We start from the raw sequence: 14271 nt of genomic DNA on the forward strand, positions 1-14271 counted from the left end.
CAAAAAACAACGAGATCGTTTTGAGAGCGCAATGTGTGATTGCGTAATCTTCAAATCAAGGGCAATAATGGCGGGCAACTTCACTCCGTTTCGCTTTAAGAGGTAAAAGATGACATTGATTAAAATTAATGAAATCAAGTGCAAGAAAGATGGGTTATGCGTCATGGACTGTCCGGCTGGCATTATCAAACAGGCGGACAAGGATAGTGTGCCGGTGATGATTCCCCAGGGGGATAAAATCTGCCTGCGGTGCGGACATTGTGTGGCTGTGTGCCCCCATGGTGCCTTGGATCATGTCAATGTGCCTCTGGATAGCAGCCCTGAAATTAAAAAAGAGCTGGCATTGGATACTGTCCAGGCTTCCCAGTTCCTCAGGACTAGGCGATCCATCCGGCATTTCAAGGATAAGCCTGTGACTCGTGAGACGATACAGGCCCTGATCGACACAGCCCGTTTTGCCCCCACCGGTGGCAATTCGCAACTGCTCGCCTGGACGGTTCAAACGGATAAGGCCAAATTGAAAGAGATGTCGGATCTGACGGTGGCGTGGATGAAAATGATGCTGGAATCGGAGACCGCCAAGAAGCTGCCGCCTTATTTTCCGAGAATTGTGCAGGCGTATGAAGCCGGCATCAATTCCATTACCCGGGATGCGCCTTGTCTGTTGGTGGCTTCCGCCCCTGGCTATTACGACAATGGTATGGTGGATCTGTCCATTGCCTTGTCTTACCTTGAACTGATGGCCACTGCCAAAGGACTCGGCACGTTATGGCTCGGGTTGATAACCCGCGCTTTGAAATTTTTCGAACCGCTCAAAGCATTGGTGGGCCTGCCGGAGAACCATACGCACTTTTATGCCATGGTGCTGGGGCATCCCAAGTTTAAATACTACCGCCTGCCAGAGAGAAAAGCGGCAAATATTATCTGGAAATAGAGATAGGGCGCCTATTATTTCATGCTATCCTTTCCAAGGGGATGTGCACTTGACCGATAGATCCAGACCAAGCCAAAATCATGAGATCTTCAACGCACATCCCCTAACCTGCGATATGAAAATACGGATGGTTGATGGTGAGGAGGATTCGTGCTCTGCTTCTCGTATGGTTCTAATATGTCGTCCGCGCGTTTAAGAGATCGTGTGCCATCAGCACGTTTTGTCGCAGTCGCGATTTTGCCAGCTTATAGGCTTCGATTCCACAAAGTCAGTAGCGATGGTTCCGGGAAATGCGACGCTCTGGAAACAGGAAACTACAATGATCGAGTTTTTGGTGTGGTGTACGAGCTTGCTGATGATGAAAAGCTATCCCTTGATAGCATGGAAGGGCTGGGGTTTGGATATGATGAAAAAGTGGTCGAGGTAATTACGGAACAAGGAAAGTTGAACATCTTGATGTATTTCGCCACAAGAGTAAATTCGTCGCTAAAACCTTACTGCTGGTACAAAGAGCACGTCTTGATTGGGGCCCGTGAGCACGGGTTGCCCCCCGAATACATTGCTCAGATTGAGGCGATTGCGGCTGTCGAAGATCCGGACGTTACCAGGGGCGAGCGAGAACTGGCAATATACTGCTAACAAAAAAATCCAGGCGCAGCTCCTTACCCGACGATTGATTCGCCGCTTTGTGGCTGATCAAAAAAGTCCTATGTACAGGAAAATTGCCAGTAAACACCTCCGATATTCAAATCAGATCAGTGGCTCAGCCAACCTCTCGATATGAGAATAAAGATAACAAATGCGAGGGCAGCAATCCATTCAAGATCTATCCATCCAATAACCAAATTTCATTTAAAGGAGAGGGTAATGCAAGACAGACTGTTGGTGCTCTGGACTAATGGAGATAAAACAGTGGCAATGAACATGGTGTGTATGTACGCCCACAATTCAAAAATCAGAGGATGGTGGGACAATGTTACACTTCTTATTTGGGGTGCCTCCGGGGATCTTCTGGTCAATGATGCAGAAGTCATGGAAAAAATATCAGAGATGAAAAATGCAGGTGTTGAAGTGATTGCCTGTAAACGATGTGCCGAGAATATGGGCATTTTAGAAAGACTGGAAGCGATCGGCGTAAAGGTCTTCTATACAGGGGAATTTTTAACAGATTGGCTGAAGTCAGGAGATCGGGTAATCACAATTTAAAGTTTTGCATTTTTTCGGAATGTATATTCCATCCGGAGTCTTGGCATGCTAAAGTTCCGGATCTGGAAAATGGATTTGACATTACAAAGGTCCGCCCGGTATCGGACTATTGCTGGTCCATAGCAGTAGTCCTTATTTTTAAAAAAGGAATTGCAGTGTCTAATGAAAGCCGGAATTTCGATTGGATATTGCAGGCCCGGCCCAACCTGCGATATGAGAATAGTAGCGATGAACTTTACTTTGAACTCTTAAGAGGGCGATCTTCAAATGGATTGGCTTCAAGAAATTCGAAAGAGCACTCCGCGGATAAAACAATTTACAAATACATTATTCGCCAACTTTCAAGCCAATATGTTTATTTTACAATCGCTGGGAATAAATTGGAGAAATAGTTTAAAAAATAAAGCGGTTATCCACGAAGCCCAATTGATATATTGAGGTGGTTGATCTCGATACCCAAGGTTGCGCGTCTCGCTTCCATTTTTTCAAGTGGGTAGCAGCTTTCGATAATATGCATGGTTTCAATCATAGAGTGTGGCTCTCGCGTGTGTTCCGGAATTGGGCTTTGTGGGTAACCCCAATATATTTAAAAGCAATTTAATGGAGAGATTATGATATCCAAAGTAGATGCCCAACACGTTGAGACTATGATTAAAAGTTTTATCGCTATAGATCACTCCAACACGCTCAGAAACAAAGCTAATGATAAAGCCTTTGGGATCCCCTTGGTGGGGTTTGCAAGTGGAGATGATCTGCTCTTCGAGCAATACAAAGATCATGTAGGGCCTTTTTACATGACCCCTTGGGAAGTCTTTGCAGTCACGTTTCGAGACACTACCATCAAGGCGGAGCAACTGACTGTAATCAGTTATATTCTGCCACAAACCGAAGCCACAAAAAACGACAACCGAAAAGAAAAATTCTACCCTTCCGAACGGTGGGCCAGGGCCCGAATTTTTGGCGAAGAGGTTAATGTAGCACTGCGTCGACACATAGTCCAATCCTTGAAGGATAGAAATATTCGTGCTGTGGCGCCAGCCCTTGCCCCTCAGTTCAGTGTGCGCATTTCGCCCAAATACGGCTTTTCTTCCACCTGGTCCGAACGTCATGCAGCTTATGCCGCAGGGTTGGGTACCTTTGGACTATGCGACGGATTGATAACACCAGTGGGTAAAGCTATGCGCACTGGATCGGTCGTGGCCCAGATGAATATCCCCGCTACGCAACGGCCCTACACCGATCATCGGGCCTATTGTCTCTATTTTTCAAAAGGAACCTGTAAGAAATGTATTTCCCGCTGTCCGGTAGGCGCCATTAGCGAATCTGGAAAAAACAAGTTGACCTGCTTAAACCATTTGTTTCCCGTTACCAGCAATTATGTCAAAGAAAGTTTCGGAATAGACGGCTATGGTTGCGGCCTTTGTCAGACCGGCGTTCCATGTGAATCGCGCATACCTCACAGCACGGACGGGTAGGGTCCACAGGGGTGGGAATGTTACCCGACAGGTGATTCACTGCTCAAGACCGTTTTTAGAACCTTCTGCATTGCGTTCTTAGGAAGCGCGTCACGAAACTCCACTATGGTCGGTTTTTTATAGCTGGCCAAGCTCTCGCGGCAATATTCTATGATCTCTTCCTCGGTGGCCTTTTCCCCTTTGCGTAGCACCACCACAGCCTTGACGATCTCCCCCCAGTATGCATCGGGAACCCCGATCACAGCGGCCTCCTCAATCTTGGGGTTCTTGTGCAGAACATATTCAATTTCAACAGGATAGATGTTTTCTCCCCCGCGGATGATCATGTCCTTCTTCCTGCCGGCAAGATATAAGTAGCCGTCCTCGTCCATCCTTGCTAAATCGCCCGTATGAAGCCATCCCCCCCGCAAGGCTTCCTCCGTCGCTTCCGCATTGTTCCAATACCCCCTCACCGATCACCAAGGATGACAGCAAGGCCCCACCCAGACTCCCCAAGCCGCCAACCACGACCACCACGAAAGCGTCCATCCCTATCTGGTCCGCCATGCCTGGAAAAACACTAAGAAGGGGCGCTGCCGCCACACCGGCCACTCAGGCTAGCCAAGTTCCGAAACCAAAGACCAGCATAAAAACCAGCGGAGTGTTTATACCTAAAGCACTGACCATGCTGGCGTTGGACACTGTTGCCTGCACAACCTTTCCCAGACGGGTCTTGAACAGGACTAAAATCATGATGCCCAACACGACCAGAGAAAGAAGAATAATGAATAAACGATAAAGCGGGAAGCGAATAGCCCCGAAATAAACCAGTCCGCTCAAGGAAGGAGGTATGGAAATAACCAAAACTTCCCTACCCCAGAAGGATTTAACGGTCTCCAGAATAACAAGCATGATCCCCATTGTAAGAAGGAGTTCACCAATATGCCCCTGTAGGTGTACTCTGCGTAGTAAAAACCGCTCTACGAGAATTCCGAGCAAGGCTGTGACAATGGGCGCTATGATCAGAGCCATCCAAAAGTTGCCGGTTACCAATAGAACTGTATAGCAAAAATAGGCAGACAGCATAAAAAGGGAGGCGTGAGCCAAATTCAGGATGCCCATCATCCCGAAAACCAAGGTCAAACCGGAGGCCACCAAAAATAGCAACATTCCGTATGCAAGTCCATGAAGGCCCTGCGTAATATACATTACCACTACAGGACTCATCATGCACCTTACTTTGGGCCTGCTTTAATAAAAGTATAGAATGTCCAATGATAAAATCAGGTTAAAACCTGATGGACATGCCCTTCCCTGCTCTGACAATTTCTGCTTCCAACTAATGTTGAAAACAGGGACGACTTCTATTTTGCAATATTAGATGGGATCATATAATTTGAGCAAATTAAATTGTTCACCGATAGCGTCGTTTCCGTCACCACCCGGCGAACGGTTTCAAGTCGTTGCAATCGCAATATACGGACAACAAGATAATTCAGAGCAAGCATTTTTTCACACTCGAACAGCAGCCACTTACTCGGGAAGCCTGCAGTGTTGTGGACCGCGGACCGATACCACTGCACATGGGGAGTGTCGGAAAACTTTTTCCGCTGTCGAACCAAAAAGTACACCAGCCAGATCGGTACGCCCCTTGGTGCCCATGACCACCATGTCCGCTTTTTCTTTACGCAAAATCCTTATTATTTCCTCAAAAGGGACACCAACCCTTAGCTCAATTTTTGCCGCAACACCTTCCGTTCGGGATAGATACGTTTCTTTGAAGATCCGAATGCGTTCCCGGTTAGTTTTTTGGATGTAGTCTTCCTTGCTGACCGGAAATCCCTGGCTAGCAACAAGATCGAGGGATTGAAGGCCTGAAATGTTTATGATGTTCAAGATGATGAGCTCTGCCTGCAGCGATCTGGCCAATGCAAGCGCGTGCATGAACGTTGTTTCAGCGTATGCGGAAAGATCCAGAGCTGCGACAATTTTTTTTAGATTCACTTCACAATCTTCCATTATTTCCATCCTTTCACTCCAGATCCAAGAAATCAGCAGTGATCAAAGCGAAAATCAAAGCCGAACGGCGCAACTGATCGACTTCCACATATTCGTCGGTTGTATGGGCCTGATTCATATTCCCCGGGCCTAACAGAATGGCCGGTGTTCCTGCCTGCCGCATGTAATACCTGGCATCTGTGAATCCGCTAATTCCAAATATTTCTGGCCGGTTGCCAATGACCCGTTCGATGTTGCTCAGTGATATCGTCACAATTTTTTCGTTAGCGGCTATCTCGCTGGGTTCAGCATACATGAGGCGTTCTTTATATAATTTGATCTCTTCGTTCTTACCAAAATCAGCCAGAATATCTTCCAGCCGCTGTTCGATGACCTCCGTTTGCTCATTAGGAAGGCATCGCCGGTCCACTTCGATAAAACAGCTGTCTGCAACGGTATTGATTTTGCTTCCGCCGCTGATTACTCCGATACTCAATGTGGGCTCACCCAATATTGGATGTCTGGTCTCTCCTATCATATCCTTCAACCGCGGCAGCAATTTTCCCATTTTCTCAATGGCATTGACGCCAAGGTGCGGCACGGCAGCATGTGCCGCCACACCTTTGATCGTGATCCGGTACCACAAGGTACCTTTCTCCGCGGTGGCGATCTTCATTCCGGTAGGCTCAACGACGACCGCTGCGTCTGCCTTGGCCAAACCTTTCGAGGCGAGAAACCCAGTCCCATGACTGCCACCTGATTCTTCATCCGAGACCAGGTGCAGCACCAACTCGGAATGACCAAGATTTAAACCCGCCTGCTTAATAAGCCAGGCACCGTAAATAAAAGCCGCCGTTCCACCCTTTGTATCAGCGGCCCCCCTGCCGTAAAGACGCCCTGATCGAATTTCTGGGGCGTAAGGAGGACTGGTCCACACTCCGGGATCTCCAGCCGGGACAACATCCATGTGGCCGTTGTAAATTAGTCGTTTGCCGCCTCCTTTCGCTCGGAGGGTGGCCACCAGGTTGGGCCGCCCCTGCGGGCTGAGGACCCGGGACACTTCAAATTCTTCAGCCGAAAGCCATTTTTCCAAATACTCGGAAATTTCAGCCTCCATGCCTGGCGGGTTTTCGCTCTGAAAAGCGATCAGTCGTTTAGCCATTTCCAAAGGTTCTTCCGGGGGCAGAAGATCTTCAAATCGACGATAGAGATCATTGAATCGTTTTGTCTCCAATGGGGTCCTTCCTTTCGACAGTGCAGGTTTCTTCAGCTCTTTGCCTCCATCTGTTCGAGCAGCATCTGCACCACGATTCGGGTGGCCGTTCCCACCACATCGGGGCAGTGCGTGTCGTGACCTCCTGCATCCTCGAAAGTGTCCCAGTCATTTTGGTTCAAAAGATTAAAACTTCTCCCCATCTTCTTTTTCTGAATGTCACCACAGATCAAGGATCCGGTCTGTTCAATAAATCTGGACGCGAATTCTTGGCCGAGTCGGTAGGCCAAGAACCTTTTCTTTTCGGGATCGGCAATGTCGCCCAAAGAACGCCCGTAAAGTTGACTGATGATCATTCCCGCACCGACCGCAGCTCCGCATTGCCCGATAGAAGTGAGCCCCATGCCGCCGCCCTGCGCGTTGGCGGCCCGGAATATATCCTCGCTAAGCATTTGCGGGAAAATTTGGTACACCGCACCGATCACGCATTGAGCACAGCCGTGATAGGTGCGCTCGAACTCGTATCCGAGGTCATAGGCCTTTTTTAAAATGGATTCGTCCATATTCGCTCCCTTGAAGGCATGTTATCGGCTACGCCGACAAACAGCCGTCTCCAACGATTAGTAAAGATCAGGGTGGAGGCGGAATTCAAACGATGGCAACTATAGTGTTTCAGGCATTTAAATTCCGACTTCGATAAACATTTCGGGTCAACAGGTTTTCAGAATGCTTGTGATGCGATCAGGCGACGCATGCCGTTTCTTCCCGATCGGAACTAAAACAGCCGGTAGTGGTGCTTGTAAGTGTCTGGGCGACGGTCTTTCAAAATAGTGGCTTCGGACTTTTCTCTTGACTTGGAAAGCAACTCAAGATCCACATCTGCGATGACAATGCACTCTCGGTTTCCGGAGGGCGCTTCCGCCACAACACCATTGTCAATACCTGTTTGGTCATCTATGGGGCACAGAACTGCAGATTTTCCGTAAGCTGTTAAAGGTTTGTCCACCGGAACCGGTATGGCCCCGACCTGATGGGACTCGATAACATATAGCTGGTTTTCAACCGCTCGCGCCGCACAGCATCGACGAACTCTGTAATACCCGCGTTCTGTGTAGGTCGCAGATGGGCAAAGAAGTAGTTGTGCCCCCTCCAGCATTAGATGCCGTCCTACCTCCGGAAACTCGGAGTCATAACAAGTCATAAATCCAATTTTTGCCCATCCAACATCATATATCCCAAGACCATCGAAGGTAGCGGTGCCCCAATCGGTTTCGCCAGGGAAAAGGTGGTTCTTTTTCTGCCTCTCGATCCGACCGTCCGGAAAAAAAACATGAGCGGCGTTGAATCCGGGCGCATGGTCGTTTTCAGTGATCCAGTGGCTGCCTCCTGCGATAACCAGGCCCGATTTACCGGCTTCCTCGGTAAAAACTTGTTCGTAAATGGGAGTGAAAGGAGCTATAATTTCACGTATGGCATGTTCCATATCGGCATAGGAGAGGCTCTCACCCGCCATTGATAATAGGCCGAAGGTGGTAAACTCGGGGAAAACAACCAGGTGCGGTTTATTTTTAATCGCCAGTCTGCATTGCTCCCTTAAATGTGCTGCCATTTGATCGTAGGATTGGGTTTCGCGAAGGCCAAATTGGCAAATCGCAATTCGTATAAAGGCCATGCCAATAAACCTTTCCCTTCCGAACCAGTTTGGTTCAGGAAAAGCGGGAAAGCGGCATCAAACAAATATATGGCCGCATTCCCGCCAACCTCTCCTGTTTACACCTTGCCAGTCATTTTGAGGAACTTATGCATTAGTTCACCAACCCTGCCGCAATATTTTGGATCCTTCTTGGAGTATTCATCTATGACCTCTACAGAGTACTTTCTCATGAGCGCTACGGTTTCGGGTTCCATTTGAACAATTTTGCCATTAAACTTGGTCTTGAATTCCTCCATATCTTGGTAGTCGCGGTAAGCGAACCAAGCATTCGAATCCGCATTAGCTGCGAGACAGCAGTCCGTCAAGACACGTTTGTGATCGGCCGGGAGTGCATCCCAGACTTTTTTATTGACGAACACCTCGCCCAAGGTCTGCTGGGCCAGAAAAGGCGTAATGATGTAATTGGTGACCTCCTGGAGCTTCATCTCCCAACCGGCTGCCACTCCGCCCCAATGCGCACCTTCGCAGACGCCGGTTTGCAGGGACTGATACAGCTCTTCTCCGGGAAAAAAGACCGGTGTGGCGCCCATTTTCTGGAAGACCGCCGCAGGTATTCCGGTACTGCGGACTTTGAATCCTTTAAAATCCTCCGGTTTAATCAGCGACCTTTTCGAATACAAGGCCAGCGGTCCACAGCTTATCGGGCCGACGACGTGGACGCCATGCTCTGCATATGCTTCCCTGATGATATCAAGGGCCCCCATTTCGGTCATGAAAAACCACATTTCTTCGAAACTGTCCCAGGTGAAAAGTTGACCATTAAGATGTCCGGCAACTGGAATTTTGCCGATCCAATAGGCCGGCCAGATCAGTGCGATTTCAAAAATACCGCGACCGACGGCTTGAAGGACTTCCCCGGTGGGCACCATCGACCCTGACGGCATGGGGGTTATCTTTATTTCTCCGTTGCTTGCCTCTTTGACCCGTTTGGCATAGCCTTCATAAACCGGCTTGTAATAACCAACGCCTGTGGGCCAGTGCGTCTGCATGCGCCAGGACACTTTGTCTCCGGCTCTAGCCTGTCCTGGAACCATCGCGGCAGCGCCAATGGCGGCTGCCGAAACGCCGGTCTTGATCATTTCTCTGCGGGTTAAACCATTTTTCATTTTTCGCCTCCTTGTGTCCTTTTCCTAATGGAAATGTTTTTTCCGAGCGGCATTCGATCCCGCGATGTGCCTAAAGCCGCCGTTCTGGGGCATCCCGTCCAATACAAGGCCGGGGAGAAAACATTGCATCAAGAACTTTGGGGAGCGGCCATTTTTTGGAAAAGTTTCTTTCCTCTGGCGGCCTGTTCCTGATTGAGCTGCTCAAAAAGACCATCTTCAGGAGGGCGTACCTGGAAACCGATTTCGTTTTCCAGCCGGCCTCCGTCGACCAGATGGGGATAGGGCCATCTGTTCGCCTCCTCGTTGAAGCTTATCCGAGCATCTGGAACGTAGTTTTTGATGATTTGGGCAAAATCTGCGGGCGTTGCGGTTGTCCCTCCGGAATTGTAGACCCTATGCTCTAGCTTTTCTTTGGTCGCTAACCGCAAGAGCTGCTCGGCCACATCGTCGACATAGATGAAATTGGCCAATTGATCCGAACGCAGTCCGATTTTGACCGGTTCACCTTTAACTGCCGCTGCCACCATCTGGCTGGTCCATGCCGTCACGCCTCTGGCTTCCCGGCCGCTACCGTAAACTGCAGAAATACGAACACTGGGAATCTCCAAACCGTATTTGGCTTCGAATTTAGCTGCCATAAACTCGTTCAGATATTTGGTGGATCCATATATGGATCCGCTTCGCATAAGCAACTCATCCTCTGTCACCGGCCTTTCTCCGTACATGTCAGCTGTGGCGTATGCGGCGATGGAGCTGCAAAATATCAACCTTTTCACTCCATTCAAACGGGCCGCCTCATAAAGATTGTTCGTGCCGAGAACGTTTACCTGGATGGCCCAATGCGGGTTTGCCTCTCCCTCGGCCGTAAGGGCATAAGCCACGTGTACAATGACAGGTGCTCGTGCTTGATGAACGGCTCTGGCTGCATCTGAAAAATCGCGCAAATCGCCTGCAATGGACTCGATTTGACCGTCCAACTCGCTATCGAGCCTTGGCCGCCTCGATAGCACTACGGGCTGATGGCCGGCCTGCAGCAATTTCTGAACCAATCGCGCGCCTATGAAACCAGCCCCCCCGGTAACGAGTACTCTCATGCGAATGCTCCTTTCATTTCACCCTCTATCTTTCCTGATTGTGAATCTAATTGGTTACTAGAATCTTCGGCAGGAAAAGTATGATATCCGGAAAAAGAATCATAATAATCGTACACACAAGCATGATTGCGATAAATGGCAATACACTTTTATAGATCAACTTCATTTCGGCTTCAGGCGCCAGAGATTTGATGTAGAAAAGATTATATCCAAATGGCGGCGTAAGGTAACCCATGCATAAATTGATTTGGAAAATGACGCCGAACCAAATGGGGTCGAATTTTAGCTCAAGGATGATCGGATAAAAAATGGGAAGGCAGAGTAAAATGATTCCCATCGGGTCGAGGAACATGCCCAGAATGAAGACAAAAAGGTTCATCATAATGAAAAGCATCCATGGATTCATTTCCGTGCCGGAAAGAAGATCCTGGACGAAATATACACCACCACCTCCACTGTAAACGGCTACAAATCCGCTTGCGCCGAACATGATCCAAAGAACCATTCCTGTGATTGTCGCGGTCGAATAACTGACTTCCTTTATAAACTTCCAGTTGAATTCCCCTCGTATAATAACAGCAAGCACCACAGCGATTGCCCCCACTGAGGCTGCTTCGGTTGGGGTTGCGATTCCCAGAAATATGGTACCAAGGATGGCTATCATAATCAAAATTGGAAGTATGACCGCGGCCAGCGACCTGATCTTGCGTCGGAAACTTACCGCCTCATCAAGGGCGGGACAGGCTTCTGGCTTTATCCATGCGAGTACCAAAATATACAAGATAAAGCCCAGTAGAATAAACAAGCCGGCAGTCAAACCTCCAGCAAACAACTTGCCGATGCTCTGCCCTGTCATCATTCCGATCACGATGAGTGTGATACTTGGCGGAATCAAAATGCCCAACGTGCCGGCAGAGCCTATCGTTCCGAATATGATGCTGTCTTGGTAACCTTTTTGGCGCATCGGAGGTATGCCCACAAGTCCCGTAGTCACGGTTGAAGCCGAGCAGTTGCCGGTCATGGCGGAAAGAGCGGCAGCAAATCCACAAGAACCAACCGCCAGGCCACCTCGCAGGGACCCCGACCAGAGATAGAACGTCTCGTACATATCTTCCGCTATTTTGGATTTTGATAAGGCGACCCCGATGAAAATAAACAAAGGCACCGCCGCCAGAAGCAGCATCCACATGTAATTAAAAACGCCAGCTACGATCGGCATTAAGCCTCCGGGCCCCCACATGATAAGCGCCGATATCACTGCGATGCCACCCATGGCAAATCCTAAAGAAACCCCCAACATGATGGCCAAAACCAAGCCGCCGAACATTCCAATCGTCAGTAAGACTTCATGGCTCATTCCTGTTCCCCCCTCCTAAACTCGGCAACTGTTTGAATTGCAGATCCGATAGCCTGAAGAAAAATGAGGATGGCGCCAAAAAGAAGCATAAATTTGATCGGATAAACCGGATGGGCCAACACCATTTCATCAACCTCGCGCACGCTCCAGGAATCGAGAAAAAAAAGCCATCCTTCCCTGATTAGGACCCCGGCCCAGAGAATCAGAAAGCTGTAGTTGACCAGATCGAAAACTTTTCGCACCCTGAAGGAAAACTGGCTGGTAATCAAATCCACACGCACATGACCGCCGCGCAGAAGAGTGAAAGCACCAACCATTATAAAATAGGTTCCGAAAATACGCTGAGAATATCCATGCGCCCATACGGTGGGTGCGTTGAACCAATACCGTGCCACGACTTCCCACGACAACATGATCGCGCCTATCCAAACAAGGTAGGAAACAATTTTGCCCGACCATTCGCTGATGCTTTCGATCACATTGAGCAAATTTCTCATCTGATGATTCCATTCAAGGTAAAATGTTTTATTATTATTTTTGTTCTCCGTCCGCCATCAGTTTCATTCAACTTCTGGGAGGATCGCCCGGTGGAACAAGTTCCCTTAGCCGAGCCTTGATTACCTTTCCGCCTGGATTACGGGGCAATTCCTTTACAAAAGAAACAGAAGCAGGCACTTTGTAGTCGGCTATAAGATTCCGGCATGTTCGGATAATTTCTTCCTGTGTGGGATTTCTGCCGGGGGCTGGCACGACGAACGCATGCACTACCTCTCCGAAAATGCTGTGACTTCGTGGAACCACCGCCGTTTCCAAAACGTCAGGATTAGCTAAAATCGCGCTTTCCACTTCTATTGAGTATACGTTTTCGCCTCCCCGGTTAATCATGTCCTTTTTTCGGTCAGCTATGTAAACAAATCCCTCATCATCAATTCTTGCGAAGTCACCGGTGCGCAACCATCCATCGGCCAAATTGGCGGCGGTCGCCTCGGGTTTGTTCCAATAACTGCGAACAACATTGGGACCTTTGATCCAGAGTTCTCCAATTGAACCGCAGGGAAGATCGTTTCCCGAAAAATCAACCACACGAAGCTGAATCCCGCTGACTGGCAACCCTACTGAAGCCCCTTTACGGTCAGTGTCACATGCAGGCATGCAGGTAGCCAGTGAACTGGTTTCTGTAAGGCCATAGGCATTGAACAGATCAACCCCCAGCTTCTTTCGCAGCGCGTTGATTGTTTCCGTATCCATGGGAGCCCCGCCGTAACTCAGATCGCGAAGAGCTGAAAGGTCAGCTTTTTCCACACTTGGATGAACAAGCATGAGTTTATAAACGGTCGGAACCGTGATCATGGTGGTAACTTTGTGACGGGCGAGTAGTTCAATCATTCCGCCGGTATCGTAGGCCCTCATGATTACGGTTGTCCCGCCGGTATAAAAGAAGGCGACCAATTGCGTATTTAAACCAGTGACATGGAATAGAGGAACTACAATCAAAGTGGTATCCCGTTCCCTGTACCCCATGTGTGCCCCAGCATTGCGTGCATTGGTAAAAACGTTGCGATGGCTCATGACCGCGCCTTTGGGAAGACCAGTGGTGCCAGAAGTGTACATGATGCAGGCCGGTTCGTCGGAGCCGAATCGGATCGACTCGGCAGAACTTGCGAGCGGTGCTTCGACAATCTCGGCAAAGAAAAGTGCCCCTTCTTTGGGAGCTTCACCGGCGTAAATGAGATCGGGCGTGATTTTAAGCTCATTTTTAAACTGACGAAAGGTTTCCCAGAACTGATAACCTAGGATTATTGCCCGGGGGGCCGCATCGTTGACAATGTAGACGAACTCTTTAGGAGAAAGACGATTGTTCAAAGGAACCACAATTGCCCCTAACCGGAGAATTGCAAAATAGGCGACGCAAAATTCGATACAGTTGGGTAACAATAGGGCGACTCGGTCGCCACGGTCGATTCCCATTTCGGAGAGCCTGGTGGATAGGTTCGTTACCTGGGACAGGACATGCCCAAAACTCATCTCCTGGTCACCTTCTATGAGCGCTGTCTTATCTGGCAGACGGGCCGCCGTATATTCGAGAATTTCGTGTACCAGCATCGAATATGCCTCCCGATTGTTTGATCCAGATGGGTTTTTTACCTATCTGAAAAACTCGAACTATCAGAATTTTTGTATTTTTTTAAAAACTT

General features: G+C 48.9%; 15 protein-coding genes. 4 read left to right on the forward strand and 11 right to left on the reverse strand.

The window, feature by feature from the left end:
* Positions 1 to 109 precede the first annotated feature (109 nt).
* From DFT_RS16420 to DFT_RS16435, 4 genes are all read left to right on the forward strand, one after another.
* Entirely contained in the window at positions 110 to 934 is an 825-nt protein-coding gene (locus DFT_RS16420) for a nitroreductase family protein (protein ID WP_054032227.1), read from the forward strand.
* Between the two features lie 150 nt (positions 935 to 1084).
* Positions 1085 to 1573 carry a gamma-glutamylcyclotransferase family protein gene (locus DFT_RS16425; protein ID WP_076750600.1) on the forward strand — a complete coding sequence of 163 codons (489 nt, stop codon included), beginning with the start codon at positions 1085 to 1087 and terminating at the stop codon, positions 1571 to 1573.
* 228 nt (positions 1574 to 1801) lie between these two features.
* Positions 1802 to 2140 (forward strand): DsrE family protein, encoded by a 339-nt coding sequence (locus tag DFT_RS16430; RefSeq protein WP_054032229.1) that lies wholly within the window; start codon positions 1802 to 1804, stop codon positions 2138 to 2140.
* 611 nt (positions 2141 to 2751) lie between these two features.
* Entirely contained in the window at positions 2752 to 3615 is an 864-nt protein-coding gene (locus DFT_RS16435; RefSeq protein ID WP_054032230.1) for a 4Fe-4S ferredoxin, read from the forward strand.
* A gap of 20 nt (positions 3616 to 3635) precedes the next feature.
* On the opposite strand, the gene DFT_RS26540 is transcribed toward DFT_RS16435, so the two are convergent.
* The 11 genes from DFT_RS26540 to DFT_RS16490 all read right to left on the reverse strand — a co-directional run bounded on the left by DFT_RS26540 (position 3636) and on the right by DFT_RS16490 (position 14179).
* On the reverse strand, positions 3636 to 3986 hold the full coding sequence (locus DFT_RS26540; RefSeq protein WP_083453559.1) for a class I adenylate-forming enzyme family protein: 351 nt from the start codon (positions 3984 to 3986) through the stop codon (positions 3636 to 3638).
* Positions 3987 to 4206: 220 nt separating this feature from the next.
* On the reverse strand, positions 4207 to 4824 hold the full coding sequence (locus DFT_RS16445; protein WP_369688315.1) for a branched-chain amino acid ABC transporter permease: 618 nt from the start codon (positions 4822 to 4824) through the stop codon (positions 4207 to 4209).
* Positions 4825 to 5127: 303 nt separating this feature from the next.
* A complete protein-coding gene (locus DFT_RS16450; protein ID WP_083453560.1) occupies positions 5128 to 5622 on the reverse strand; it encodes a universal stress protein in 495 nt (164 codons plus the stop codon).
* Positions 5623 to 5626: 4 nt separating this feature from the next.
* Positions 5627 to 6826, reverse strand: a complete 1200-nt coding sequence (locus tag DFT_RS16455; RefSeq protein ID WP_054032234.1) for a M20 family metallopeptidase — start codon at positions 6824 to 6826, stop codon at positions 5627 to 5629.
* Between the two features lie 32 nt (positions 6827 to 6858).
* Positions 6859 to 7368: a C-GCAxxG-C-C family protein gene (locus tag DFT_RS16460; RefSeq protein ID WP_054032235.1), complete on the reverse strand. Its 510-nt coding sequence runs from the start codon at positions 7366 to 7368 to the stop codon at positions 6859 to 6861.
* Positions 7369 to 7580: 212 nt separating this feature from the next.
* On the reverse strand, positions 7581 to 8477 hold the full coding sequence (locus tag DFT_RS16465) for a nitrilase-related carbon-nitrogen hydrolase (RefSeq protein WP_054032236.1): 897 nt from the start codon (positions 8475 to 8477) through the stop codon (positions 7581 to 7583).
* Positions 8478 to 8575: 98 nt separating this feature from the next.
* Positions 8576 to 9625 (reverse strand): TRAP transporter substrate-binding protein DctP, encoded by a 1050-nt coding sequence (gene dctP / locus DFT_RS16470; RefSeq protein WP_054032237.1) that lies wholly within the window; start codon positions 9623 to 9625, stop codon positions 8576 to 8578.
* A 128-nt stretch (positions 9626 to 9753) separates the two neighbouring features.
* Positions 9754 to 10719 (reverse strand): NAD-dependent epimerase/dehydratase family protein, encoded by a 966-nt coding sequence (locus tag DFT_RS16475; protein WP_054032238.1) that lies wholly within the window; start codon positions 10717 to 10719, stop codon positions 9754 to 9756.
* Positions 10720 to 10765: 46 nt separating this feature from the next.
* Positions 10766 to 12076: a TRAP transporter large permease gene (locus tag DFT_RS16480; RefSeq protein ID WP_054032239.1), complete on the reverse strand. Its 1311-nt coding sequence runs from the start codon at positions 12074 to 12076 to the stop codon at positions 10766 to 10768.
* Entirely contained in the window at positions 12073 to 12573 is a 501-nt protein-coding gene (locus DFT_RS16485; protein WP_054032240.1) for a TRAP transporter small permease subunit, read from the reverse strand. Before DFT_RS16485 ends, DFT_RS16480 begins: the two co-directional genes overlap by 4 nt.
* A 67-nt stretch (positions 12574 to 12640) precedes the next feature.
* Positions 12641 to 14179 (reverse strand): class I adenylate-forming enzyme family protein, encoded by a 1539-nt coding sequence (locus tag DFT_RS16490; protein WP_054032241.1) that lies wholly within the window; start codon positions 14177 to 14179, stop codon positions 12641 to 12643.
* Positions 14180 to 14271: the final 92 nt, after the last annotated feature.

The sequence above is a fragment of the Desulfatitalea tepidiphila genome (assembly GCF_001293685.1).
Taxonomy (GTDB): Bacteria; Desulfobacterota; Desulfobacteria; order Desulfobacterales; family Desulfosarcinaceae; genus Desulfatitalea; species Desulfatitalea tepidiphila.